The 25,935-nt window shown below is 38.5% G+C and carries 22 protein-coding genes; 13 read left to right on the top strand and 9 right to left on the bottom strand.

Annotated features, from left to right (window positions below; translation table 11 throughout):
• Positions 1 to 57: 57 nt before the first annotated feature.
• The 3 genes from putP to SPK86_RS10380 form a co-directional block, all read right to left on the bottom strand.
• Positions 58 to 1,554, bottom strand: coding sequence for a sodium/proline symporter PutP (gene putP / locus SPK86_RS10390; protein ID WP_284139158.1), 1,497 nt, complete (start codon positions 1,552 to 1,554; stop codon positions 58 to 60).
• 363 nt (positions 1,555 to 1,917) lie between these two features.
• A complete protein-coding gene (locus SPK86_RS10385; protein WP_284139157.1) occupies positions 1,918 to 2,778 on the bottom strand; it encodes a chemotaxis protein in 861 nt (286 codons plus the stop codon).
• 152 nt (positions 2,779 to 2,930) lie between these two features.
• Positions 2,931 to 4,544: an esterase/lipase family protein gene (locus SPK86_RS10380; RefSeq protein ID WP_330949308.1), complete on the bottom strand. Its 1,614-nt coding sequence runs from the start codon at positions 4,542 to 4,544 to the stop codon at positions 2,931 to 2,933.
• A gap of 238 nt (positions 4,545 to 4,782) precedes the next feature.
• Here SPK86_RS10380 and SPK86_RS10375 point away from each other — a divergent pair, with 238 nt between their 5' ends.
• The 5 genes from SPK86_RS10375 (at position 4,783) to tatA (ending at position 10,927) form a co-directional block, all read left to right on the top strand.
• Positions 4,783 to 5,661, top strand: a complete 879-nt coding sequence (locus tag SPK86_RS10375; RefSeq protein WP_284139155.1) for a 4Fe-4S dicluster domain-containing protein — start codon at positions 4,783 to 4,785, stop codon at positions 5,659 to 5,661.
• Between the two features lie 13 nt (positions 5,662 to 5,674).
• A complete protein-coding gene (gene nrfD, locus SPK86_RS10370) occupies positions 5,675 to 6,952 on the top strand; it encodes an NrfD/PsrC family molybdoenzyme membrane anchor subunit (protein WP_284139154.1) in 1,278 nt (425 codons plus the stop codon).
• Positions 6,949 to 10,056 (top strand): molybdopterin-dependent oxidoreductase, encoded by a 3,108-nt coding sequence (locus SPK86_RS10365; protein WP_284139153.1) that lies wholly within the window; start codon positions 6,949 to 6,951, stop codon positions 10,054 to 10,056. Before nrfD ends, SPK86_RS10365 begins: the two co-directional genes overlap by 4 nt.
• 73 nt (positions 10,057 to 10,129) lie before the next feature.
• Positions 10,130 to 10,729, top strand: a complete 600-nt coding sequence (locus tag SPK86_RS10360; protein WP_284139152.1) for a molecular chaperone TorD family protein — start codon at positions 10,130 to 10,132, stop codon at positions 10,727 to 10,729.
• A gap of 21 nt (positions 10,730 to 10,750) precedes the next feature.
• Positions 10,751 to 10,927: a twin-arginine translocase TatA/TatE family subunit gene (tatA, locus tag SPK86_RS10355; protein WP_284139151.1), complete on the top strand. Its 177-nt coding sequence runs from the start codon at positions 10,751 to 10,753 to the stop codon at positions 10,925 to 10,927.
• Between the two features lie 42 nt (positions 10,928 to 10,969).
• Here the strand turns inward: tatA and SPK86_RS10350 are convergent, their stop codons facing one another.
• From SPK86_RS10350 to cyoE, 3 genes are all read right to left on the bottom strand, one after another.
• Positions 10,970 to 11,671 (bottom strand): Crp/Fnr family transcriptional regulator, encoded by a 702-nt coding sequence (locus SPK86_RS10350; protein WP_284139150.1) that lies wholly within the window; start codon positions 11,669 to 11,671, stop codon positions 10,970 to 10,972.
• Between the two features lie 279 nt (positions 11,672 to 11,950).
• On the bottom strand, positions 11,951 to 12,802 hold the full coding sequence (locus tag SPK86_RS10345; protein WP_284139149.1) for an N-acetylmuramoyl-L-alanine amidase: 852 nt from the start codon (positions 12,800 to 12,802) through the stop codon (positions 11,951 to 11,953).
• Positions 12,803 to 12,953: 151 nt separating this feature from the next.
• On the bottom strand, positions 12,954 to 13,889 hold the full coding sequence (gene cyoE / locus SPK86_RS10340; RefSeq protein ID WP_330949307.1) for a heme o synthase: 936 nt from the start codon (positions 13,887 to 13,889) through the stop codon (positions 12,954 to 12,956).
• A 478-nt stretch (positions 13,890 to 14,367) separates the two neighbouring features.
• Here cyoE and SPK86_RS10335 point away from each other — a divergent pair, with 478 nt between their 5' ends.
• The 3 genes from SPK86_RS10335 (at position 14,368) to SPK86_RS10325 (ending at position 16,833) form a co-directional block, all read left to right on the top strand.
• Entirely contained in the window at positions 14,368 to 15,771 is a 1,404-nt protein-coding gene (locus tag SPK86_RS10335; RefSeq protein WP_284139147.1) for an NAD-dependent succinate-semialdehyde dehydrogenase, read from the top strand.
• Between the two features lie 140 nt (positions 15,772 to 15,911).
• The gene (locus SPK86_RS10330; protein WP_330949306.1) at positions 15,912 to 16,370 is read left to right on the top strand and encodes an SRPBCC family protein; all 459 of its coding nucleotides are present in this window, start codon (positions 15,912 to 15,914) and stop codon (positions 16,368 to 16,370) included.
• A gap of 214 nt (positions 16,371 to 16,584) precedes the next feature.
• The gene (locus tag SPK86_RS10325; RefSeq protein WP_284139145.1) at positions 16,585 to 16,833 is read left to right on the top strand and encodes a hypothetical protein; all 249 of its coding nucleotides are present in this window, start codon (positions 16,585 to 16,587) and stop codon (positions 16,831 to 16,833) included.
• 395 nt (positions 16,834 to 17,228) lie between these two features.
• On the opposite strand, the gene SPK86_RS10320 is transcribed toward SPK86_RS10325, so the two are convergent.
• Entirely contained in the window at positions 17,229 to 18,068 is an 840-nt protein-coding gene (locus tag SPK86_RS10320; RefSeq protein ID WP_330949305.1) for an aldo/keto reductase, read from the bottom strand.
• Between the two features lie 166 nt (positions 18,069 to 18,234).
• Between SPK86_RS10320 and corA the strand changes: the two genes are divergently transcribed.
• Positions 18,235 to 19,185: a magnesium/cobalt transporter CorA gene (gene corA, locus SPK86_RS10315; RefSeq protein WP_330949304.1), complete on the top strand. Its 951-nt coding sequence runs from the start codon at positions 18,235 to 18,237 to the stop codon at positions 19,183 to 19,185.
• A 33-nt stretch (positions 19,186 to 19,218) separates the two neighbouring features.
• Here the strand turns inward: corA and SPK86_RS10310 are convergent, their stop codons facing one another.
• Together SPK86_RS10310 and SPK86_RS10305 are read right to left on the bottom strand one after the other, a co-directional pair.
• Positions 19,219 to 20,445, bottom strand: a complete 1,227-nt coding sequence (locus SPK86_RS10310) for a DUF819 family protein (RefSeq protein WP_330949303.1) — start codon at positions 20,443 to 20,445, stop codon at positions 19,219 to 19,221.
• 193 nt (positions 20,446 to 20,638) lie between these two features.
• Positions 20,639 to 21,232 carry a TetR/AcrR family transcriptional regulator gene (locus SPK86_RS10305; protein ID WP_284139141.1) on the bottom strand — a complete coding sequence of 198 codons (594 nt, stop codon included), beginning with the start codon at positions 21,230 to 21,232 and terminating at the stop codon, positions 20,639 to 20,641.
• A 248-nt stretch (positions 21,233 to 21,480) separates the two neighbouring features.
• Between SPK86_RS10305 and SPK86_RS10300 the strand changes: the two genes are divergently transcribed.
• The 4 genes from SPK86_RS10300 to rihC all read left to right on the top strand — a co-directional run bounded on the left by SPK86_RS10300 (position 21,481) and on the right by rihC (position 25,921).
• Positions 21,481 to 23,160 (top strand): FAD-binding protein, encoded by a 1,680-nt coding sequence (locus SPK86_RS10300; RefSeq protein ID WP_330949302.1) that lies wholly within the window; start codon positions 21,481 to 21,483, stop codon positions 23,158 to 23,160.
• Between the two features lie 48 nt (positions 23,161 to 23,208).
• Entirely contained in the window at positions 23,209 to 23,664 is a 456-nt protein-coding gene (locus SPK86_RS10295; protein ID WP_284139139.1) for a CoxG family protein, read from the top strand.
• Between the two features lie 417 nt (positions 23,665 to 24,081).
• Positions 24,082 to 25,008 carry a ribokinase gene (gene rbsK / locus SPK86_RS10290; RefSeq protein WP_284139138.1) on the top strand — a complete coding sequence of 309 codons (927 nt, stop codon included), beginning with the start codon at positions 24,082 to 24,084 and terminating at the stop codon, positions 25,006 to 25,008.
• Positions 25,001 to 25,921: a ribonucleoside hydrolase RihC gene (gene rihC, locus SPK86_RS10285; RefSeq protein ID WP_284139285.1), complete on the top strand. Its 921-nt coding sequence runs from the start codon at positions 25,001 to 25,003 to the stop codon at positions 25,919 to 25,921. Before rbsK ends, rihC begins: the two co-directional genes overlap by 8 nt.
• Positions 25,922 to 25,935: the final 14 nt, after the last annotated feature.

Genomic DNA, 25,935 nt, shown 5'->3' with positions numbered 1-25,935 from the left:
TCTCCTTATATGCTATGATTAGACACTTTTTTATCTTCTCTTGCTTCTAGAGTTGAATTATTTGGCAGCTACCTTATCATACTCTGCAAGCATTTCCTTTGTTGGTCCTGCTCCTAGTAAACTAAATATTACTATTGCGACACTAGATAATAGAAATCCTGGAACCATTTCATACAGCGCTGATCCAGTTAGTGGCCATGTGAAGATTGTAATTCCTCCAACAATAATTCCTGCTAAAACCCCATTTCTGGTTGTCTTTCTCCAAAACAAGGAAAATAAGATTGCTGGTCCAAAGGTAGCACCAAAACCTGCCCATGCATAAGAGACTAATTTTAAAACTGAGCTTGATTCATTCCACGCAAGGGTTAAAGCAATTAAGGCAATGATAAGCACAGAAAATCTTCCTATCCATACAAGCTCTTTTTCGCTCGCATGCTTTCTTAAATATCGACGATAAAAATCTTCAGAAAGCGCACTGGATGACACGAGTAGCTGTGAATCAACGGTACTCATAATCGCAGCTAATACTGCGGCAAGGAGAATCCCAGCAATCCACGGATCATAAACGACTTGTACGAGCTGAATAAAGACTTGCTCCGAATCTGCTAGCGGTTCGTCAAAGGTAACAATCCCGAGCATGCCAACGATGAGCGCACCATAAAGTGGAACAACTAACCCCATACTGACACTTATTAACCTTGCCTTGCGAATGTCCTGATGCGAACGAATTGCCATAAAGCGAGCTAAAATGTGCGGTTGACCAAAATATCCTAATCCCCAAGCAAGTGCGGAAATAATGCCAACAGCTCCGATTGGGCCTGCTGCTTCCCATAAAACTCCATTAGTAGCATTGTATGATGTTCCAGAAAATGCGTCGATTAAACTCGTGTTAATGGAGCCAAGCTGGTGAAACAATTCACCGAAACCACCGATTTTTATGATGCCGTATATTGCTGTAAACGCTAATGCAATCGACATCAATACTCCTTGAATAAGGTCAGTATAGCTTACGGCAAGAAAGCCGCCTAAAAACGTGTATGCGACAATAATAGCAGTACCTACAAGGAGGGAAGTATGATAATCAATTTCGAATGTCCCCTGAAACAGCTTCGCTCCTGCTACTAATCCTGATGCCGTATAAAATAGAAAAAATACCAAAATAAATAGTGCGGAAATAACACGAAGCAAATGAGATTCATCGCGAAAACGATTTTCAAAAAACTCAGGTAGGGTAATTGAATCCTTTGTATATGCAGTATAAATGCGCAGCCGTTTCGCCACATATTGCCAATTAATCATCGCTCCAACAGCAAGCCCTAATGCTATCCATAAACTCCAGGTTCCTAGCCCAGCAGCATACGCAGCTCCTGGCAGTCCAATAAGTAACCAGCCACTAAAGTCACTTGCTGATGCTGAAAATGCAGTTGTCCAGCTGTTTAGTCTCCTACCCCCAAGCACATAATCTGACAATGTAGCTGTCATTCGATAGGTGAAAAAGCCAATAAAAATCATAACAACAAGATAAACAACAAACGTAATGAGCGTTGCATTCACGTATCATTCCCCCGTTCTGTAAAAAATGTCACCAGTGCCCAGATAACGAGCAAAGGCATTGGAACGACAAACAAAAAAAATGTCCAAGCATCGAGTGTATGTGTCACCAAAGCTACCTCCTCTTCTTTTTGTTCCCATTTAGGATCCACCAATTTTACTAATTACTAGTCGCTTTCCCTATAACGCATTTGCCAAACGTGATTTTTGGGATCCCATATTAAAGTTGTATTCAAACAAGCGTAGAATATGAAAATAAAGAAAACCTAGAAAAGCGCAGCTTCAACACATGCCCTTTACTAGGTTATAATTTGAGAAATCATTTTATATTCGCTAACATATACAAACTTCCTAATACTTTAATCCCTATCCTGCCATATTTATCGCTTTCCATATTTGTACGAGTCCATCTGTAATGCGACCAACTACGACATCATCCTTTTCATATTGACCATGTGATAGCGGATTCCAGCTCGTAATGCAGCCACCTGCATTTACAGCAACATCATCTGTCACTGCTGATTGATACGCTTCGTTCACACCTTTCAGTGGGTAGGCTAGGATATCATCCTTATCATAAAAATTCACCCACTCTCCTTCCACATTCGGATAATGGTCAGAAATTAACGGGGATGGAACATGGATAGGTGAACCAAAATCAAGGTAGCGCAATGACCACAAGGCAAGTGGACTTCCCATTGTATAGAATAACGTCAATGTTTCACATTGCTCCATTGGCGTTTCCCCCATACATTGCCTTGTTTTATCCCCAATTTGCTCGCGTCTAAATTGGAGATCAAAAAAGTAATTACTTGCGACAACGGTTCCGAGACTATGGCTAATAATACAAAGCGGAGCAAGACTTCCTGCCCTTTTACGCAAATGCTGTAGAGATGAAGCAACAAGGGAATGAACATGATGATAATTTTGATCCCCAAGTAAGGTAGGCTGATAAGCTACTGCATCTGCTAAAAACTCAAGAACAAAGCGTCGAAGATATGGAAAATCAAGCTGCGCACTTTCTTGAAGCTGCTCCCACATTTTTTTTTGCTCCGATTCAAAAATGGCGGACCAAAAAATGGGTTGAAATTCAAGCTCATCTTCAGCATTCGGGATTGATAGTTTAACAGCAAATTCCTTTTTTACCCGTTCAATCAAAGCTTCTGCAAAGTTTTCGTCAGGAGTTCCAGCACCATGAATAATAGCAACTGCTATTTTTTGCGTCACACGAATCTCCTCCCCACCGCTTTTCACAAGCGTATTTGATACAAGTGTAAGCGAATAAGACAAGCAGGAAAAGAGAATGTAGTCCTATTTTCAAGAATTATCAGTATTTTTATTCAAGGTTATCGGTGTCCGATAAAACAATCTTATAGTAATTACTCCACATAAATCGAATCAATAATCGTTCGATTAAATGGCTTGCCTTGCTTTGTTTTTCCCTCTACATCAATCGTAATATTATATACGGACCCTTTTTCTTTAACTGGTAGCTCCTTCGATAAATCAGTTGTTCCCTTTTTCGTAAAGGTTTGCATCGTATCCGGTTGCCCCGACTTCGTAATTCGGTAAGTAGCCTGTAACGATTTTTCTTCTAGCACAACATTGTTTGCATGTAGCCAATAGTTCCATGTATTACTATTTGTTATCTTATTTTTTGTGCTTTCACTTTCAACTAGTTTTTGTGCGGAATGAAAGTTCGCAACGAGCAAATAGCCATTTTTGTCCTCTGAAGAAAGCGTTAGCTCCCATTCTCCGCTTTTTGGTTCGTCGATCGAAATCGTATATTGATAAGCACCCTGATACACACCTTCCTCTAAAATAGAATGCTTAAGAGCTGGCTCCACGACCTTACCATTAGGCGAAAGCAATGTAACTGATGAAATCGGTGTAGCACTTAACACCCGCATCGTTACATTGTTTACATTATCCTCCACCGCCATCGTAATGCGTTCATCTATACCTTCTGTAAGTTTTCCCCCTCGTATCCATTGATTGCTTAAAGGTCGTGCATTACTATCGTCCTTTGCTTCCCGCTTTTTATAAACAGCATTTGGCTGGGGATCGATTAGAGCTCCTTCAAATACAGGGAACGTTAGTCCTGTTCGAATCGTCGAATGTGTCCATTCTCCAATTGCTAATTGCTCTCCACCAGGTAATCTGCTACTCGCCGTTGTCACAACCCCATCATTTGAGCCATATTGCGATAAATAAACACCACCATACCAGGTTGATGAAAACACCGAACCCCAGCTTGTTCCTCCTAACGTATAATAGTCGTTATAATATGCTTTCGGTTCTTGATCGATAACCGATCGAAAATTGGCCATGTTCCCCGTTTGCATCGCATACGTACCATCTCCCTTTGCACCAATTAAATCTGCTAGCCAGCTCGACCACGAACTATAGGCCAAATCAGCTAGTTGTGAGCCATGATGAGGACTAGATAATGTAATAACATTCTGGACATATTGCCATGCACCATAGTATGTCAACGCCGTTTGTGTATCCACGCCTCCCTTACTGTATGCAACGATTGTGATTGGCTTCCCACCAAAATGATTGGAAATTTCTACGATCTTTTCTGCAAGTAAGGCTCCATTATCCCACATATCTGCTGATGCACCACCAGCATCGTATAATTGGATAAATGCCGTCTGATATCCTGCATCAAATGCCGTTTGGTACATATCATTATTTTCCCAAAATATTTGTGCCACATTATTTAGCCCAGGAACAAATAATAAGACAGGAGCATTTGGAATAAGATTTGGTGGAACATCGCCCTTATACCATTCTCCAGGCGTTTCTGCATTGCCATTTCCCACCTTTCCAGTAATCGTTTCTTCTTCATTACTATCAACAAGAACAGGTAAAGCTGGAGCATGCTTAGCAACATCAGTCACTGCGTCTGCTTTCACTGAATAATTAGTAATACCGAACAAAAGAACCATCAGCAAGCTTGTAAAAAATATAAATTGGACACGTTTCATTGTAATCCTTCTCCCCTTTCTTCTATTCCATTTCCATTATATTTACATCAATGCCTAAACATAACGCGATATCGATTTTCCCAACACATGGAACTCTCATTTCCATTTTCCTATCTTTCTAGCACTTGGAACTTATGACAAATTAATGACTTCTCTTTAGTTTGTGATAATTGTTACATTTTTCGATTTCCCCCTCCTTTACACTTTAAGTAGAACGAATATAAAAGAGGTGAAGTGGATGCTGAAACAACTTTTAGAAAAAGATTGGAACAACATGGTTGACGCTGCGCTACCAAATCCAGATGAAGAACTTAATCAATCACCGTACAATTCTAATCTCGGATTAAGTATGGCAGAGGATGCCAAGAAAGTAGTAAATGGAAAACTAGATATTGAAGTTTTTCATAAAAAATATCACGCATCATTAACAAGTGAATTTGGAGATTTATTTACACAAGCACCAGTAGAGAGTAAAAAAGAGAATGGTGTTAAATGGGGAATGGTAATCGATCTTCGAAAGTGTGTTGGCTGTGATTCTTGTACCGTTGCCTGTAAAGCGGAAAACCGCACCCCTCCAGGCATTTCTTATAATGTAGTACTTGAAGAAGAAATTGGGGAATTTCCAAACGTTGCCAAAGTTAATTTACCAATGCCATGTATGCACTGCGACAACCCACCATGTGTACAGGTGTGTCCAGTTCGAGCTACCTTTAAGCTAGATAATGGTATTGTTACGATTGATAACGACCGTTGTATCGGCTGCCGCTATTGTATCGTAGCCTGTCCATATGGCGCTAGATCGTATGATTTTGGCGAGAGCTATGAAGATGAAATGCTTGGCTTTAATGATGTTTCAAGCCCAGAATACGGGATCGAACGTGGCGAAAGAAAGCCTAAGAAAACTCCAATTGGAACCGTTCGCAAATGTAATTTCTGTATGCACCGTCTAGAGCGTGGTGAAGAGCCTGCATGTGTAGAAACGTGTATTGGGGATGCTAGATTTTTCGGAGATCTTAATGATCCGAATAGTACCGTTTCAAAGCTAGCAAACAGCCCACGAGCATTCCGCCTAAAGAGCGAGCTCGGAGCAGGACCTAATGTAATCTACTTAAAATAAAAGAGGTGAAAACATGATGCAAGGCATAGCTAAACAAGAACCACTAAAGGAAAATTCGAAGGCCTCAAACCCACTATTTAAATGGTGGATTGGTATTTTACTCGTCCTCTTTGCTATTGGTGGTTATTTCATAATTGAGCGACTTATTCTTGGATTAACAACGACGAATCTATCATCCATCACACCATGGGGTGCATGGATTGCATTTTATATCTTTTTCGTTGGGCTAAGCGCAGGATCCTTCCTACTTTCAACATTGATTTTCGTATTCGGTATGGATCAATACGAACGAGTAGGTAAAATGGCTCTTTTCACTGCGGTTGTATGTATGATTATTGCACTTACTTTCGTTTTAATGGACCTTGGTCGTCCTGAACGCTTTATGAATGCACTTATCCACTGGAATGTAACGAGTATTCTTGCATGGGAAATACACTTTTATGTGGTTTACATTTCTTTACTTGTAGCAGAGCTTTACATTGCCATGCGTGAAGATCTCGTTCGACTAACAAAGGTCGATAGTATCAGAGGGAAAATTGCTCGCATGTTAACATTCAAGAACAGTACAATCAATGAACATACGAAAAAAAGAGACCATCGCTGGATGAAAATCCTTGGCACGATTGGAATTCCACTAGCCATTCTTGGTGTTCACGGGGGAACAGGTGCAATCTTCGCCGTCGTTAGTGCGCGTGCTTCTTGGAATACAGGGATATTCCCTATTATCTTTGTTGTATCAGCAATGGTATCGGGGACTGCATTACTCTTAGCAATCTATATTATTAAAACAAAGGTTACTGGCAAAGAAATTGATCAAGGAATGGTTGTCTCCCTTGCTAAAATGATGATTGCGTTCCTATTTATTGACCTACTACTACAATTTTACGAATACCTTGTCGGTTTATATGGCTTAGAACATTCACACTTACAAAGCCTAGGTACGATGATGGGGAGTAGTTACAGCTGGTCATTTTGGGGAGTGCAAATGTTCCTCGGAGCTGTCGTCCCAATATTCCTTGTCTTTTATAAGAAAACCGCAACAAATATCAATGCTTTATTAATCGCGGGTATTCTCGTTGTTATTGGTATTATCGGTGTTCGATTCAATATTGTCGTTCCATCTCAAATTGTACCGGTTTTTGAGGGCAGACCAGCAGGGAACTACTTCCCAACCTTTAATGAATGGATGGTAAGCATCGGTATAGTTGCCATGGGCTTACTTATCTTCACAATCGGAGATAGACTTCTGCCACTTGAAGATACGCAACATGCGGAGAAATTGGAGGGATGAGCGTGGAAAATAAATCAATGAACCGAAGAAAATTTTTAAAAGCCCTTGGAGCATTCGGTGCTGTAGCTGCTATCGGACCCGCATTCATCGGACCCGTAAAGCAAGTCGTAAACGGAGTATGGATAGATGACGGACACGGCTATGGAACTGACTTCCAAGACTATGGAGCAGAAAATGTTATTTTCACAACTTGTGAACAATGTAACACTTACTGTACGATTAAAGCTTATATAACAGATGGAAACAAGCAAGGTCCTTACACTTCTATCATTCGTAAAATTGCAGGAAACCAATATAGTCCACTTAACATGGTCCCATACGGTGCCATTGCCTATGGAACTGCTGTCGACGATGCTGTAAAAGGGACAGGAGATGTAAAACGATTTGGCCGTGGAAACCGCGGAGGGCGTATTTGTTTGAAAGGGCAAGCTGGTATTCAAACGGCTTACGATGCATATCGCGTAAAAAACCCATTAAAGCGTGTTGGACCAAGAGGAAGCGGAAAATGGAAGACGGTCTCTTGGGAGCAAGCGTATGACGAAATCGTAAATGGAAGCAAAGACTTAAATACACCAGGATTAAAAGACTTAATGGCATACGTCCCTGAAGAAGAAGTAATGAGCGACTGGGAAAAAGTAACAAACAAAGAAATGGAATTTGAGGCGTTTGATAATAAATATAAAGATAAGTTAATCAATACGAACCATCCGGATTTTGGACCAAAGGTTAACCAAGTTGCTTTCATGGTCGGAGATCGTCGAGACTTTATGGAACGTTTCATTCTACAAAGTGTAGGAAGTAAAAACTATTATCACCATGGTGGCATTTGTGGAATAAGCTCTGTTACTGGGAATGTTCGCTCGTACTCTGCCAGTGAGAAAAAGAAGAAACGACAATATGCGGATATTGAGAATACACTATTCCTTATCGTATGGGGTACAAACCCGATGGTTGCAAATAAAGGACCTACCTGGCTTGCTCCCAAACTAACAAATGCGATTGAAAATGGCATGCAAATGGCGGTAATCGATCCACGCCTCAGTAAAACTGCCGAAAAAGCGCATATGTGGCTTCCAGTAAAGCCAGGAACAGATGGAGCACTTGCTTTAGCTATCGGAAGAACCATCATTGAGAAAGAATGGTATGATGAAACATATCTTACAAATCCAAACAAAAAAGCAGCTGAAGTAGATGGCGAGCCTACATGGAGTGATGCAACCCATCTCGTAAATCTAAGCGATCCGAAAAAACCTAAACTACGTGCAAGTGACATTGGTATCGGAACCGAGGAGCAATTCGTCGTCATTCAGAACGGAAAGCCTGTACCACATGATCAAGCAGACACTGGTTCCCTTTTGTATGATGGCAAATTAAAAGGACTTAAAGTAAAAACTGCCTTTCAGCTTTATAAGGAAAGAACAATGGAGCAGACAATTGATGAGTATGCAGCAATCACCACATTACCAAAGGAACAAATTGTCCAGTTAGCAAAGCGTTTTACCTCTTACGGGAAACGAGCAGCAATAATGGCTTATAGAGGACCAGCAATGCATGAAAATGGCTATTATACGCAACGACTAATTGCGATGCTGAACCACCTTATCGGGAGCTATGATTGGAAAGGCGGAAACATAACAACTGGTGCATTTTATAAAGAATTCACCGGAAAATATGATCTACTTACAGTTCCAAATGGTAAAAAAGCCTGGGGGATTCCGATTGGGCGATACCAATCAAAATATGAGGCTTCTACATTATTTGCAAAGGATGGATATCCAGCAAAAAGACCGTGGTTCCCATATAGCGGGCAAACAATTGGCGATGTACTGCCAAGTGCCCTAGAAAAATATCCATATGCCATAAAAGCGTTAGTTACCCATCGGATGTCACCGGTGTTATCTGCACCAAATGGACAAATTCAAGAACAAGCTCTTCGTGATCAAGATATTATTCAACTTTATGTTGCATCTGATGTGCAAATCGGAGATACTTCAAAGTATGCGGACTTTATCTTACCTGATACAACATATCTTGAAAGATGGGGAAGAGAAGCAATCTATCCGAACATTACAACGAAGCTTGCAAGTGTGTATCAACCAGTTACACGTGTATTTCCAAATATTCGTTCCTTTGAAAATAGCGTCATTGAAATCGCTAAAATGCTTCAGCTTCCAGGATATGGAGACAACGCATTCCCAGACGGTAGTGCCCTTCATATTGAAGAAGACTTTTATATTAAACGTGTGGCAAACATCGCATTTGATGAAAAGCCAGTACCAAATGCATCCTCACGTGAAATGGCGATATTTGAAAAAGCTAGAAAAAACGCACTCGGAAAATACTTTGACTTAGAACGCTGGAAAAAAGCAGTAAAACCAGATGAATGGGCAAAGGTAGTCTATGTACTCAACCGTGGTGGTCGATTTGAAGAAGCTGGCAATGAGTATGTAGGAAATCATGTAAAATATAGCTACGGTGGTCAGGCAGACTTTTATGATGAAGGTGTGGCAGGAGGAAAAAACTCCTTTAATGGAAAACCATTTGAAGGAATCCCTATTTTCGAGGAAATCAAAACATTTAATCGCAAACCAATTAATTCCAAGCAGCCTTTCCAATATATAAACTGGAAGGCACGCAACATCGGAACATACCGAAATATTAGTAGTGCTTGGCTGCGTGAAGTTCGTTCCGATAACTATATTTGGATGAATCCAAGTGATGCAAGAAAACGTAACATTAAAACTGGCGATACCGTTTCTATTTTCAATGGAAATATTGAATTAAAAGGAACTGTTTATGTAACAAATGGAATTGCGCCAGGCGTTATCGGTTCTGCCTACAATATGGGACAGCAAGGATATGGTGTAACACAGCAAACGGTTGATGGGAAAAAGGATAAAGCACTTCCAACCTATAACCATACACCATTTACCTTTAAAACGCCGATGCATGAAGAAGCAGGCTATCCAGGAGGACGTGGCGAAGGATTTGTCGTCAATAAACTAACTGAATTAGACCCTGTTGTGAAGAACGGTGCCATTTATGATGAAATTGGTGGATCACCTGGACAATTAGACATGTTTGTTGATATCAAAAAAGCGTAACACGCACAAAACAAACATGGAAACTCTGTGAAACAACATCGAATTAATTCGGATTTAAAAGGGGGTTTTGCCGATGCTTCCTACATTGGAAGAAGCATACGGAAAACAACTCCTAAGCCATATATTTACGCATATATGGCTTGGGGATTGGGATAAATATGAAGAAACAATGCAGCAGCTACCAGATCAGCTTGCACTCGAATTTCCTTTTCACAAGCACTACGATCGGGAATCTACTGCACTATGGCGCGATAACTATTTCTCAATACCTGGAGATTATTTTATTCCACCATATCTCTCGACCTATCAAGACAAGTCAGAGGAAGATGATCAAGAAGCAAAGCAATCACTGCTATGTCTTATCGGAGCTTTTGACCGTATTGGGTTTTACTATCCATTGGAAAAGGAAGAATTTCCTGATCACATTGGAAGCATTACTGCATTTATTGCAGCCGCAACCAATGAAGAGGTAAAGGCAATTCAAGCAAACGATGAAGAATTATTGCAGCAACTACAAAATGTGCAACACGAAATGTATCAAGATCATTTAGCGCCTGCACTTCAAGCCCTTTGGAAAACGAATCACCAAAAGCTATCTGATCCATTTTTCCAAGCGTTTCTTCCCTACTATATGGATCAAATGGAAGCGTTAGTGCAAGTTCCAACAACTTAAAATTTAAAGAGGAGTGGTGACATGCTAGCAAATATCGGAATTCCAGGGTTAATTCTCGTTCTTATTATTGCACTTATTATCTTTGGACCATCCAAGCTACCTGAGATTGGAAAAGCCGCTGGTTCAACGTTAAAAGAATTTAAAAATGCAACAAATGACTTGATGAGTGACGACAAGAAAAAAGAGGAAAAAGAATAAGTACGCATGAAAAAGAGTGCCTTTTGCAGGCACTCTTTCTGTTTAATGAATACAACACAAAACAACAGGACAATCCTCACAATTGATTTCCGTTTTTAAGTACTCTAGATTATGTATTGTAATATATTTTCGGTTTACAGAAATAATTTGTTGCTGTTTTAGATCACTTAACATACGATTTACACTTTCCCGTGAAGTACCGCAAAAATTAGCCAGTTCTTGATTTGTTATGACATGATCGATAAGTATTCCGTTCTGCTGTGTTTTTCCATAACTATTCGCAAGCCGAATGAGCGTTGAAAAAAGCGCACCTTTTTTTCCATATAAAACAAGGTCACGAAATCTTGTCTGATCCCTTCTTGAATATTCATTCATTAGTTTAAGGAAATCAACTGCTAGCTTACTATTTTGCAGCAGCTTTTCCTCTAAGGTAGCATTTTGGATGACAGCAACTTCTCCATCCTCAAGCACCTTTGCATTTAGAATGTATTTCACATTCTCCTGCTGCATCGGAAGCTCTCCAACAATATCTCCTGGTTTACAAAGGCGAAGCGCCAATTCTTTTCCAGTTGGAGAAAGTTTACTAATTTGTACTTTTCCAGATCTTAGTATATACAATTCGTTTACCGGATCTCCTTCAGCAAACAAATAGGAATTCTTCTTGATCTCTGCAATTCGATCAATTGAATTCAAAAGCTCTTTCAATGCTAAGGTCTGATTGGAACCATGGCAAGAATCTGTCATTATAGCCCCCCTTTAACAAGCAACAAAGTACTTTTTCCTACTGGTATGTTTGTTTATCATCCATAAAGTCCATATTACGTGAATATATGTCAGGAAACAATACAATTATTAAAAGAATATCGTTTTCTAACTTAAATAGCTAGTTAAACGAATTATCATCATAGTATATTTTTTATGAGTTATTGTAAAAGGTGCAACTCTCACTTCAAATTAGACAAAGACTGTCTCAACAAAGATTGAGACAGCCTTTATGATTTCAGCTTCTATTATTATAATAATCTAGCTTACTCTTATGAGATCGCCTACTTGTAATCGTTGTGGATCAATCCCTGGGTTTAAGGCTATTAAATTATCAACCGTTGTATTATACATTTGTGAAATACGCCATAATGTATCCCCTTCTACTACGGTGTGGTATCTTGGTGCTTGACCACTTACAACAACTTCTTGTCCAATTTGCAAGCGATCTGGGTCAATCCCTGGATTTAATTCAAGCAGTCTGTTTACCGTTGTTTGATAAAGCTGAGCAATACTCCAAAGTGTATCTCCCTGCTGTACGATATGAATTTGTGTGCCACCGCTTTTCGGCGTTAATCCAAATGCTCGTGCAAGCCCACTGGCGTGTCCACGGGCAATTTTTTCTAAAAAGGAATTTTGCTTTAGTTTATTTGCATCATCTAAAAAATCAACAAACCCATTTTCTGTTAATACTGCTTTCATATTTGATTCTCGCAGCATATGGAAATTTGCTTCCTTCTTGCCTCGATCTCTAAAGCCTGTGCTTGAGACTACTGCGTCATGAATATATCCACGCAAACGATTTGTTTCGGCCTTTCCACTATAGCTGCCATTATGAATATACGATTCAAAGCCTGTTCCGCCCCCAGCATTAATATGAATCGACACTAAATAATTGGCACCCCAGTTATTTGCCATATTTGTTCGCGTTGATAATGAAACAGTAACATCGGTTGTACGTGAAAATTTTAGTGTATGCCCCTCATATTCATTGTTTAAAATATTTCCTAGCTTTAGGGCAATAGCGAGTGTAACATCCTTTTCCTGTAAACCGTTTGCAGTTGCACCAGGATCTGATCCACCATGACCTGGATCAATAAAAATTTTTGTCATTTCGCTTCCTCCTACTAGTTATTTTTTTAAACATGCATGCCTTCCTTCGACCATGGTCATAATAATAATCGAAAAAAAGCAATAATACGGGGCAAAATAAAAGCGCAATTCTTATGTACAATAACATACGAATTGCGCTACTAATATTTGGTCAAATAGAGAGAAAGATCATGATTAAAAACAATAAGGCTAAATAAACTAATGACGATTTAAATATTATATTGGCCCATTTAATATCATCCTTCATCCAAAATCCAGCAATTGCGAAACCAAGCCAAATCACATTCATTATAGAAGCAACGATAACAAAACCGATTCCTAACGAACTAAGAAAAAACGGAGTTGGTAAAAGCCCTGCAATATAAATTACGGTTTGTCGCTTTGTCATTTCAAAGCCACCAACAACTGGTAGCATTGGAACACCCGCTGCCTTATAATCATCAAATCTTCGCATTGCAATAGAGAACGTGTGTGGAACCTGCCAAATAAATAAAATAATAAACAGCATGATTGGTACAATGTGAAAGCTTGATTCAACCGCTCCCCATCCAATTAACGGCGTTACAGCACCAGAGACACTCCCTATAATAGTATTTAACGTATATTTCCGCTTTGACCAAAATGTATATAAAACAACATACGTAAACCATCCAATAAATGCATATAGCACGGATTCTAACGTAGTAAAGGAAAGAATGATAAATCCTACTAATGTAGAAGTAATCCCCATTATCAAAATGGTTTTCATCGAAATGCTGCCAGTAACAGTTGGTCGCATGATTGTACGCTTCATTTTTCTATCAAGATCGACTTCATACCAATTATTAATAATTAATGCACCAGCCATGATTAAAGTACTACCAACAATCGTAAATAGAAGTGTCATCCAATAAGCCGACAACTCCTGATTTGAATAATGGAGCGCCAATAAAAACCCTGTGAGCACTGGTAGTACATTGAGCATTAAAACTACAAATTTAATTAACGATTTTATATCTGAAAGGACCGATGAAGGAGCTTCATTATGAATAAGTAAAACCTTATTTCCTTCTGTTCCTTTAACAATTGTATTTCCGTCCTTCGACACCTTACTTCCCCCTATCTTCTATCATCATACCTTTCTTTTCCGTAAATAGTGTAACATGAATCCACATTCTTCGCCTACTACTGAAACACTTCAAGAAAGAATTTATCATTGCTCGATAATTATTTCCCGGGCAATATTCGACATTTTTTTCACAAGTGAACACTTTAGAAAAAAGCTTGTCTCTAAAGATAAGCCTCAAGTAGCAGGACTTATTTCATCACTTACAGATAGTTAAAAAATAGAATCGGATAATCAACATCCAATTTGATTATCTACTTATTCTCTGTTTCTTCATTTCGATTTCCAATTTATAGTGTTTTTACCAACAGTTACATGAGGAGTAATTCCATTTCATTTCTCTACTTCTGTTTGACATCACCTTAATTAATTCATTTGACAAATTCCAACGTTTATTCTGAATAATACAGGGAAATAAATCAGAAAGAACCTTCCTCATTTACAAGAAAGGAGCTTCGATATGGAACGTAAAATAGATGTTACAAATCCAGCAACAGGAGAAATAATTGATTCGGTGCAAATGCATTCAGAGTCAGAAATCCGAACAGCAATTAATAAAGGAGCAAACGCTTTTTTCAACTGGTCAAAAACAAATGCACATAAACGGGCACAATTATTAAAAAACTGGGCACAAGTTGTTATGAACCATAAGCAAGAACTTGCAAACTTAATGACATTGGAAAATGGAAAACCATTAAAGGAGTCACTCGGGGAGGTAGATTATTCCGTAGATTATTTAGAATGGTATGCCGAGGAAGCAAAAAGAATATATGGTAGAACAATTCCTGCGAATGACGGCTCCAAACGAATTATCGTAACAAAGGAGCCAATCGGTTTAGTTGCAGCGATTACACCATGGAACTTCCCAGCTGCCATGATGGCTAGAAAAGCTGCACCAGCATTAGCCGCAGGATGTACCTTTATTGTTAAACCAGCATCAGAAACACCTTTAACTGGGATGAAATTTATTGAGCTTGCCCATGAAGCTGGTATTCCCAAGGATGTTATTCAATATGTCAATGGTAAAGGAAGTGATATTGGTTCCATCTTTACCGAAAGTGAAGCAGTTCGAAAAATTACATTCACTGGTTCAACTGCTGTAGGGAAATCGCTTATAAAAAATAGCGCAAATACGGTAAAACATGTGACCATGGAGCTTGGAGGCCATGCCCCACTCATCGTTGCAAAAGATGCTGATTTAGATCTTGCCGCAAAGCAAGCAGTCGCATCCAAATTTCGTAATGCTGGTCAAACATGCGTGTGCGCAAATCGAATTATTGTCCATGAAGATGTAGTCAACACATTTACAGAAAAGTTTATACAAGAGGTAGAAAAGCTAAAGGTCGGAAATGGATTAGATGATGGAACAGATATTGGTCCAATTATTAATAAACAAGGCTTTGAGAAAATAACAGATCAAATAAAGGATGCAATAGAAAAAGGGGCAACAGCGAAAATAGGAAATTCGTTTGAAACCAATGAATCAGAAGGTTATTTCTTTATTCAACCAACCGTTTTAACAGAAGTTACAACCGATATGACAATCATGCATGAAGAAACGTTTGGACCTGTTGCACCAATTTTAACTTTTTCAACAGCTGAAGAAGCAGTTGAACTAGCTAATTCTACGCCATTCGGCCTTGCTGCTTACTTTTTCACGAGTGATTATAGACTAGGGACGTATCTACATGATCACTTGAAATTTGGTATTATCGGGTGGAATGATGGCGGACCTTCTGCCGCACATGCTCCTTTCGGTGGTATGAAAGAAAGCGGTCTAGGACGAGAAGGTGGCATAGAAGGTATTGAACCGTATTTAGAAACGAAATATATGTCCATAGGTGGCCTTTCATTTAATGGATAGAGAAAACAGGACTGATACAAAACAGAAGCATTTGTTTCAGTCCTTTCTTATTATCTTTTTCTTTATCACATTTTCACTTCTAAAACCTCTTTCCTGTTCATATGCTATAAGGTCGTTTATTTTTTAAGGAGGAGATATTGATGCCACATGGAACGCATGAGATGTCAATGAATGTTCCTATATTCAGTGTGTTTTCGTTTGTAAGTGATATGGATAATTGGGCTCCATTAATAAATGGGTATGTCGAACATAAAAAGCTAAATGAAAAACAGTCAACTTGGAAGTTCAAAGGAGACTTAGGCATTATACAAAAGACGATTTACATGGGAGTAGAAATTACAGAGTGGAAAGAACCAACCTTAATTACATTTGACCTAGTTGGACTAAATGAAAATTTTAAAGGAAATGGTTATTTTCAAGCAACCCCGATAAATCAATCGAAAACAAATGTTACTTCCTCTCTCAATATTACTGCAAAAGGGTTCAAAGCACCGGTTGCAAATCCTGTCTTAAAGTCGCTCGTGCCAAAAACAACGATGGAATTAACAAAAGCAATTGAAAAAAAGCTCGTCTCCTACCAACGTCTTGCATTAACATAAACTGATACAAAAGAACTGCTTTTTTCTAGAATTCATCAAACTACCCCCATAGATAATCTTAAAACTTCGTATCTTTTATAAAAAATAATGTTTATCTTTATCTTAATAGGGTATATTTATATAGGAATTAATGACTAATTGCTCACACGTTCTAGATAACAATATAATCCGACGTCTCTTAAGCCACTTTTTTAAAATTGGAGGTTGAATTGCTGTGAGGAAACTAAAAAGAAGCGAAGCAAAATTAATCAAAGACATTGTACACCAAAATCATACAGTCATCGAAATAGATAATAAACGTTATTTCCTTTCCCTGGTAGAAGAACCGGAACCAATGAAACAGCCTTCTAAGACCAACACCAAGCTAGCACAAAAATATGTGCAAACGAAATTAGACATTTTACGAGGTCGAAACTTTTCGATTGATGATGTCGTAGAAATGATGGACAACGGTGTTTTATAGCGTGCAACATAAAGATACTTTACCTGTTTTCTAATAGAGAACAGACCTTAATACTTAGATACGGACAGCATTCTCTGTTTCAAAAAAGCGTGCTCATTTTATGGTGATTAAGTCGCCATAATGGCACGCCTTTTTTATGGCTTGCTTCCCCTATTCACCAATTACAATTACTTCATGAAAGAATGCCACAATTTGTAAAGTAAATTCCTATTTTGATATGGGAGCTATGAAATTAGTGCACTTAACAACGAAGCTGGAATAAAGGCAGCAAACACTTCTAAAGAACTGCTAAAAAAGCTCCGTGCTAAAAACAGAGGAAGCAAGTTTAAATAGTGTTATCCTTTACCGACCGCACTTCGCGGTCGGGTTTTTATTCACCACAATTCCCTACCCTCTCACTTATGATCCGTATCAAACGAATCTGGATTTGTTCCACTTCGATCATCTCGGTTTAAACGATCTAGTAATTGCATATCATGTTCGGTAAGTGAAAAATCGAATACATTTCCATTTTCCTTGATTCTTTCTGGATGGATTGACTTCGGAATGGTAATAACACGATGTTGGACGTTCCAGCGCAAAATAATTTGTGCGGGTGTTTTGCCGTATTTATTAGCTAGATCTTTAATTGTCGGCTCCTCTAACAGCCTGCCTCGCTTTAACGGAGACCAGGCCTCTAATTGAATGCCTTGCTTTTCACAAAAGGCCTTTAACGGCTCCTGTGTTAAATGCGGATGATATTCTACTTGATTTACAGCAGGGGTAATTTGGCTCTCTTTTAGCAAATCTTGTAGATGATGGATATGAAAATTACTAACACCGATTGCCCGAACTTTTCCTTCTTCGTAAAGTGCTTCTAGTGCTTGCCACGTATCTTTATACATGCCTTTTACAGGCCAATGGATAAGATACAAATCTAAATAATCTAGACCGAGCCTCTGAAGACTACGATGAAATGCTTCCTGTGTCGCATCATAGCCCTGCTCATCATTCCATACTTTAGATGTAATAAATAATTGATCACGCGGGATATTAACTTCAGCTAACGCCTTTCCAATCCCTTCCTCATTTCCATAAAAAGAAGCGGTATCAACACTTCGATAGCCATAATCAAGCGCAACTTTCACTGCCTGTTCTACTGTTGGACCATTTTCCACCTTATATACGCCAAGTCCAACTCCAGGCATTTTCACTCCATTGTTCAAGGTGATCGTATCCGCCAAATGCGAAATCATCAAGCATCCCTCCTACTTTCTCTTATCTCTGTATCATATCGATGAAGCTGAAAATTATCAAACAACATTCGCATACTTTTCCTTGAAATCGGGAAATAGATAATTTAGAAAAGCATGTGGTATTAATAGTATCGATTAAAATCCGTATAACAAAGGAGAACAGGCTATGATCCAAACCGTAGCAATCACATATAACAATGAACGTATTACAAATGTTCCATTAGAAGCGCTACATGCTGATACCTATCGTTGGTGGTGGATCGATTTCTATCAACCAAATAAAGACGAGATTACATTACTAGAAACAGAATTACACTTCCATCCATTAGCAGTCGAGGATTGTATTCAAGGAAATCAACGACCAAAGCTTGATTATTACGATGACTTTTCTTTTTTTGTTACGCATACAATTGGTCCACAGCACTTCAATCAATTTGAAATAAACTTCTTTATCGGAGAATGCTATATTGTTACCTTTCATAAAAAAGATCTGCAAGAAATTAATGATGTATGGAACCAGCTTTTCACCCCAAAAAATGTATTAGATTGGGATGAACATCGTGTTTTTTACGAAATTATGGATAATGTTGTCGACAATTATTTTCCAATCATTTATCGACTAGAGGATCGGATTAATGCGGTTGAAAACAATCCTGATAACGAAACAATGCATGTGCTCCTCGAGAATCTTTTCGACCTTCGCCATGAATTATTAGAACTGCGGCATGCCATTAATCCAATTCGAGATCTTTTTTACCGCATCCTAAATTCACATCATTTAGAAGGCATTCAGGAACGAAGAGCTTATTTTACAGATATCTATGATCATCTCTTAAAGCTCTCTGAAATGATCTACTCTAATCGTGAATTAACAAACGATATTCGAGATAATTTCATTTCTATTAACTCTTACCAGCAAAATAAAGTAATACAAATATTAACAGTAATCACTTCTATTTTCGCACCATTAACGTTTATTGTTGGGATTTACGGAATGAATTTCGTTCACATGCCCGAGCTACAATGGCAATATGGTTATCTCATTATTTGGATCCTCATGTCGATAATTACCATCCTGATGATTTTATGGTTTAAGAAAAAAGGCTGGTTTGGATAATAAAAACTCCACTCCAGCCTTTTCTCCCTACAATTACAATAACCCAGAAAACCACATTCCTAAAATAGTACCAATATAATTACCTATAATGTAGCCTAATGTTCCTACTACTAATATTGGTCCAACTAAATCCTTCCAGCCCTTAGCAATTGCTAATGCTGCTGCAGTTGTAGGACCGCCGATATTCGCGTTACTTGCAACGATAATATCCTCCAAATTTCCCTTTACAAGCTTTCCAGCAGCAAATGATACAAGCATATTAATCAATACAATAATAAAAACAAATACCAATAAAAGTGGTGCATTTTGAATGATTAATGGAATAGATGCAGGGATGCCAATTACGACGAAAAACAAATAAATTAAATATGTACCAATTTCTTGGCTTCCTCGCATTTTATCAAAGTACTTAGGAAAAAAGAATAAAGCTATAAAGGTTAACGTCGTCAGCATTAAAAAGGCATCACCCAAAAGTCCATTTAACACATTTAATAAGAACGAAACATTTTCACCAGATGGGATGACTTTATCGAACACTCCAGCCAATTTAAAGGAGAGGATAACTAGCAAATAAGCTGTTCCAACAGATAGTGCAATATCCTTTAATGACATCTCCTTGCGCTTCCAAAAGCGTTCTGAAAGTGTCTTCCCGTTTTCTGCGTCAGTCGCAATTTCCACTTGATTGATATGTGGAGTAGTAAACCTTTTCCTAAAAAACGTCAATGCAGGAATCATCATTAAAACGACAAAGTAAGCCGCCATCATCAAGTTATCGGCGACAACCGTAGCAGAAACCCACTCACCTGGTGTATCAAATTTCGCAGCCATGGCAGCAAAATTCACACCACCACCAATATAAGAGGCACTGATCATACCCGCAATCTTGTCTAGGAATGGTATATGGTCTCGTAAAAGAAAAAAACTAATAATGGTACCAGCAACCGTTCCAATCGAGCTTAATAAAAATAATAGAACAAGCTTTCCGCTTTCTCGCCATATCTTTCGTAAATTAACTTGAAAAAGCAATAACGGAATGGCTAACGGCACAATAATTCCCCAAACCGCATCATAAACAGTAGATTCAGTCGGAATGAATCCTGTGTTTGACATAATTATCGCACCAATAAGCGCAATAATCGCACCCGATATTTTGGATGCCCATTGAAAACGTTGTTCCAAATAAATACTAACAGACGCCCAAACAATTATTATTCCCCATAACGTTATCGTGTCATCGGCTTTAATAATGGAGAAAATCATCTCCTTGTCCTCCTTTTATGATTTAACGTACTATTAAAATTAAATAAATGCACTATTTTATTTTATATGCTATGGATTACAATGCGCAATCAATTCTTGTGACTCCATTCATTTTTATGTATTAGTCCATTAATATTTGCCAACAAAAGAAAAAAACAGGGATTTCCCCTGCTTTAAATCAACGTAACATCATCTAAACATATGGGCTTCGAACATATGGACCAATGGTTGACGTTAATGTAAGCTGACTAGACATATATTTAGGCGTATAAGGCATGTCATTTTTAAGCCACCATATGATTACTCCCAAAATAGCGCTAGATCCATATGCAACACTAATTTCTTTCGGTATCGTAAATTCAATTCCATCCTGTTCCATTTGCTGAATTCCATTCCTTACAAAAATCTCAATTATTTTTACAACTCGCTCTGTAAAATATGGCACCTTTTCTTCTGCCAGCATAATTTTATAGAATCGACTTCGTTCCATCATTTTTTCAAATAAACGAATAAATGTCGGGTGTGGCTCATCATATTTATAAGTAAATTCGAAAGCCTGCACCTTAATACTTTCTTCTAGCTCTTTTATTGCCTTGTCTAAAAGCTGCTGTAGAAGTTCATTTTTATCATAATAATGCAAATAAAAGGTAGCTCGATTTAATGTTGACTTTCTAGCGATCTCCTGCACAGATATTTTATCATATTCTTTTTCTTCCATTAAATCAAGCAGAGCTGCTTCAAACAAATCCTTTGTCCGCCTTACACGCGGGTCCATTCTAATAGACATTTTATCCCCCTCTGTCTTATTACCGATTTGTAGTGATCATTTTGGTTCAAATTGCCTATAAAGCATCATCTTTTCCAAAAGTGTTTATTGTTTGTAAATCTCTATCTGCTATCATTATATACGACAACACTATGTCTATAAAGTAAAATTTGCATTAATTAGAATAACTATTTATCTAGTGAATTTGTCTCATAGTGTTGCCATCATTTTATTATGCATATTTGCTTATATAAATGGGAGGGGAAAGCATGTTATCAAACAAAGAAATCAACTGGAATGTTGAGACAGGCGTTGTTGTTGTTGGTAGTGGTGGTACTGCACTTACATCTGCCATTCTAGCACACGACCAAGGGGCAAAGGTTATTGTACTCGAAAAAGCCGATCAAATCGGTGGTACAACTGCTTTTTCAGGTGGAATTCCATGGATACCAATGAACCGTTACATGGCGGAAATTGGTGTAGAGGATTCTAAAGAAGATGCAAAAAAATATTTAGATCATATTACGTATGGTAAAGCTCCAGATCCTGCATTAGTTGATGTTTTTATCGAAGAAGGAAGAAAAATGATTGACTACTTGCATGATCATACTCCTGTACGGTTTAAAGTGCCAAGATTTTACGGAGATTATTATGCGAATTTAGAAGGTGGAAAAAGAGAAGGGCGTTCCCTTGATCCACTGCCATTTGAATTAGCACAAATTGGAGAATGGGCAGATAAACTTCGTCGTCACCCTATCTTTCCGCCGCTTACATTAGAAGAAGGCGGAGCAGGTGACCCAACAAAAGCAGACTTTAATTTAATCGCAGAACGTATGGAAAACAATATTGCAACAATGGGACGATCACTAGTAGGCGCACTATTAAAAGCCTGTCTTGATCGTGGCATTGAAATCATTACCGAAACACCTGCAAAAGAGCTCATTCAAAATGACCATGGAGAGATTGTTGGCGTTCGTGCCGAACAGCATGGCAAATCGATTTATTTTGCGGCTCGTAAAGGTGTTGTAATTGCTTCCGGGGGCTTTGAATGGAACAAGCAATTAGTTCGTACGTTCCTAAAAGGAGAAGTTACACATCCAATGTCACCTCCTGGCAATGAGGGAGATGGACTAATTATGGCTATGGAAGCAGGAGCTGCATTAGGTAACATGAGTGAAGCATGGTGGTCTCCTGCAATGGTCGATCCAACCATTGAATATCAAGGTCATGTCTTTAATCAAACGGGTAGTGGTCGTGGACTAGCGCATTCGATTATTGTCAACAAACACGGAAAGCGTTTTGTAAATGAAGGCGCTACATATATGGATATGCCAAAATCGTTTTATGCTCATGACGCAGTTACACAATCCTTACCGAACGAAGGACCAGTATGGTTAGTTTTTGATCGTAATTTAAAGGATAACAAGCTAATTTTAACGATGGCTCCTGGTGAGGATGCTCCTGATTGGGTGCCACAAGCGGAATCAATTCGTGAGCTTGCGGAAATGATTGGCGTAGACGCGGACGGGTTAGAAGCAACTGTAAAGCGTTTTAATGAAAACGCTAAAAATCTAGAAGATCCTGATTTCCATCGTGGAACCCAATACTTTGAGCAAATGCTTGCTGGTTTCCAAGGACCTCAAGGAAACATTGGACCAATTGAAGATGGCCCATTTTATGCATTACCGATTTATAGTGGGGCATTAGGAACAAATGGTGGTCCTCGCATTAATGAGCATGGACAAGTTATCAGCCTACGTGGAGAACTAATTCCAGGGTTATATGCAGCTGGAAACGCCGCAATGGGAGTACTTGGACCAGCCTATCCAGGTGCAGGAGGAACGATTGGACCTGCTCTAACATTCGGCTATTTAGCAGGAATCGCAGTGGGAAAAGCGGAAGATAAAGATTTTGGTGGAAACAGTCCAGTAGAACTAACCATTGCGTAAATAATATTTACTAAAATAACATCGACAAAACTCAAGGAGGAATTTTTCATGCCTAGTGGAACACACGAAATTGTATTAGACATCCCTATTGAAAATATTTGGAGCTTTGTGAGCGATATGAATAAATGGGCTCCATTAGTACCAGGATATATTGAACACAATATTATTAATGATCGAGAATCAACTTGGAAATTTAAAGGTGATATCGGTATTATGCAAAAGACTGTATCTCTTAAAATTAATATTAAAGAATGGATTGAACCAACAACTGTAACATTTGATTTATCTGGAATTAATGAGAATTTTGCTGGAGATGGTTATTTCGAAGCAGAAAAAATTTCAGACACGCAAACAAAGGTAACTGGTAATCTTGATATTACTGCCAAAGGAATGATGGGGCCAATGATTAACTCCATTCTTAAGTCCTTTGTTCCAAAAACAGCAAAAGAATTAACCGAAGCAGTTTGCAACAAAATTGTTGAAGAAGAAACTGTCGCTAAATAAACGATGAAGCATGTACCTTAAAACAGGTGCATGCTTTTTTATTTGAAGATCCTTCGTTATTTAGAACTTCTAATTTGTCCCGCTCCGTGAAAATGAATGACGCTTATCTCCATCCTAACAAATAATATCATACCGATTGGTAATTCTAATCATAAAGTGAAACTTCAACCAGTCAAGGGGTTCCCCACTGGTCGCGAACTAAAACAGAATCGGACATTTATTAACAACTTAACTCACTATTTATCGCTTTATTATCGTCTCATAGACTAATTGGAGAAATACCGCCAGTTATATGTGGGGGAAGATAAAAGCTTTTACTGGTAAAAAAAAGTCGCTAAAAAATATTGACGTAAATTAAATCATGGTGGTAAACTTAACTGGTAAAACGTTTTACCATTGTTGAGAGGAGTATGAAGCATGAAAAAAATCCTCGTGTTTGGCAGTTTAAATATGGATTTGTCTATTGAGGCAGAACAAATGCCACGAAATGGAGAAACTATTGACGGCAAAGATTTTTATATGACTCCTGGTGGGAAGGGAGCAAACCAGGCAGTGGCAGCCCAGAAAAATGGGGCATCTACCTTTATGATTGGTACTGTTGGCGATGACATCTTTGGCAATCAGCTAGTTTCTGCATTAAACAGCTATGGTGTGGATTGCCAAAACGTAACGAAAACGAAGGAAGCGTCCACAGGAGTAGCCATTATTACACGACATAAAGGAGATAATCGCATTATTCTTAGTGCAGGAGCAAATTATATTACGAATAATACCGATATCTTAAACGCTATAAACACACTCACCAAAGAAGGAGATATATTCTTAACCCAGTTTGAAAGCGATTTCGATACAGTTGTAAATGCAATTACTACTGCAAAAAGACATGGCTTGTATACGATTTTTAATCCAGCACCTGCAAAGCAAATACCAATCACACTTTACAAGGAAATTGATTTGTTGGTTGTTAATCAGTGGGAAAATCAAATGTTAACAAATATCTATCCAGAAACAGAAAGCGATTGCAAAAAATCGATAGAATACTATCTTGAACATGGCGTCCAATCCGTTATCATAACGCTTGGTGCAAATGGAAGCGTTTTTGGAAGTCACCAACAATTTATTTTTGTTCCTAGTATGCAAGTCACAAGTGTTGATACGACAGCTGCCGGCGATACGTATATTGGAACGCTCGCTAGCTCTCTTGCTATGGGACGACCAATAAAAGAAAGTATGCAATATGCGACAAAGGCTGCTGCAATCACCATCTCTAAACAAGGTGCACAAGAATCTATTCCATATAAAGAAGAAGTAGAACAATTTAAGGAGGAAAAACATGATGAATAAAAGACCAATCATTATTGATACAGATCCTGGTATAGATGATGCTGTTGCCTTAGCAATTGCATTGTACAGTGAAGAACTCGACGTTCGTTTAATCACAACAGTTGCAGGTAATGTAAGCTTGGAAAAAGTAACCTATAATGCACTCAGACTCATGAAGTTCTTTGAAAAAGATGTTCCTGTTGCTGCTGGGGCGAACAGACCACTTATTAAAGCGCCGATTGATGCTAGCAATATTCATGGCGAAACAGGAATGGATGGATATGAATTTGAAGAGCCGGAGCCAAACAAGCTTCTAAGCGATCACGCGGTTAATGCCATGCATAAAGAAATCATGTCGAGTAAAGAGCCGATCACAATCGTTCCAATTGGACCACTAACGAATATTGCACTTTTACTTCGTCTCTATCCAGAGGTAACAACGAACATTCAAGAAATTGTTCTTATGGGTGGTTCAGCAAGCAGAGGAAATGCAGGTGTTATGGCAGAATTTAATATTTTTGCCGATCCAGAAGCTGCGAAGATTGTCTTTAATAGCGGGATCCCAATCGTAATGGTTGGACTTGATGTTGGTTTGAAAGCGCTTGTTTATCCAGAAGATAGTCAAAAGCTAAAGGATATGAACAAAACAGGAAATATGATTTTTCATCTTTTCCAAAAATATCGTGGCGGAAGTATGAAAACAGGACTTAAAATGTATGATAGCTCAGCGATAGCTTACTTGCTCCAACCTTCCATGTTTGAAGCAGTTGACACACATGTTGATGTTGAACTAAACGGTACATTAACGGCGGGTTGTACAGTTGTCGACTTAAAAGGATATCTTGGAAAAGAAGTAAATGCAAAGGTTTGTATCGATATTAATCCAGATGAATTCAAGAAATGGTTTATGGAAAGTCTGAAAAAATGTAACTAATTACAGATATAATA

The organism is Virgibacillus sp. MG-45 (assembly GCF_036409425.1).
Taxonomy (GTDB): domain Bacteria; phylum Bacillota; class Bacilli; order Bacillales; family Amphibacillaceae; genus LDC-1.
The sequence above is the reverse complement of the archived record's forward strand: the minus strand, read 5'-3'. Positions and strand labels throughout refer to the sequence as shown.

What these genes read in the sequence shown, in the direction of transcription:
- SPK86_RS10375 (WP_284139155.1), top strand. Translation starts at nt 4,783, where the DNA reads ATGCTGAAACAACTTTTAGAAAAAGATTGGAACAACATGGTTGACGCT.
- SPK86_RS10360 (WP_284139152.1), top strand. Translation starts at nt 10,130, where the DNA reads ATGCTTCCTACATTGGAAGAAGCATACGGAAAACAACTCCTAAGCCAT.
- SPK86_RS10295 (WP_284139139.1), top strand. Translation starts at nt 23,209, where the DNA reads ATGCCTAGTGGAACACACGAAATTGTATTAGACATCCCTATTGAAAAT.
- SPK86_RS10365 (WP_284139153.1), top strand. Translation starts at nt 6,949, where the DNA reads ATGAGCGTGGAAAATAAATCAATGAACCGAAGAAAATTTTTAAAAGCC.
- SPK86_RS10320 (WP_330949305.1), bottom strand. Translation starts at nt 18,068, where the DNA reads ATGATTTCGCATTTGGCGGATACGATCACCTTGAACAATGGAGTGAAA.
- corA (WP_330949304.1), top strand. Translation starts at nt 18,235, where the DNA reads ATGATCCAAACCGTAGCAATCACATATAACAATGAACGTATTACAAAT.
- nrfD (WP_284139154.1), top strand. Translation starts at nt 5,675, where the DNA reads ATGATGCAAGGCATAGCTAAACAAGAACCACTAAAGGAAAATTCGAAG.
- SPK86_RS10335 (WP_284139147.1), top strand. Translation starts at nt 14,368, where the DNA reads ATGGAACGTAAAATAGATGTTACAAATCCAGCAACAGGAGAAATAATT.
- SPK86_RS10345 (WP_284139149.1), bottom strand. Translation starts at nt 12,802, where the DNA reads ATGACAAAAATTTTTATTGATCCAGGTCATGGTGGATCAGATCCTGGT.
- SPK86_RS10330 (WP_330949306.1), top strand. Translation starts at nt 15,912, where the DNA reads ATGCCACATGGAACGCATGAGATGTCAATGAATGTTCCTATATTCAGT.
- rbsK (WP_284139138.1), top strand. Translation starts at nt 24,082, where the DNA reads ATGAAAAAAATCCTCGTGTTTGGCAGTTTAAATATGGATTTGTCTATT.
- SPK86_RS10300 (WP_330949302.1), top strand. Translation starts at nt 21,481, where the DNA reads ATGTTATCAAACAAAGAAATCAACTGGAATGTTGAGACAGGCGTTGTT.
- rihC (WP_284139285.1), top strand. Translation starts at nt 25,001, where the DNA reads ATGAATAAAAGACCAATCATTATTGATACAGATCCTGGTATAGATGAT.
- SPK86_RS10380 (WP_330949308.1), bottom strand. Translation starts at nt 4,544, where the DNA reads ATGAAACGTGTCCAATTTATATTTTTTACAAGCTTGCTGATGGTTCTT.
- SPK86_RS10350 (WP_284139150.1), bottom strand. Translation starts at nt 11,671, where the DNA reads ATGACAGATTCTTGCCATGGTTCCAATCAGACCTTAGCATTGAAAGAG.
- tatA (WP_284139151.1), top strand. Translation starts at nt 10,751, where the DNA reads ATGCTAGCAAATATCGGAATTCCAGGGTTAATTCTCGTTCTTATTATT.
- SPK86_RS10310 (WP_330949303.1), bottom strand. Translation starts at nt 20,445, where the DNA reads ATGATTTTCTCCATTATTAAAGCCGATGACACGATAACGTTATGGGGA.
- SPK86_RS10305 (WP_284139141.1), bottom strand. Translation starts at nt 21,232, where the DNA reads ATGTCTATTAGAATGGACCCGCGTGTAAGGCGGACAAAGGATTTGTTT.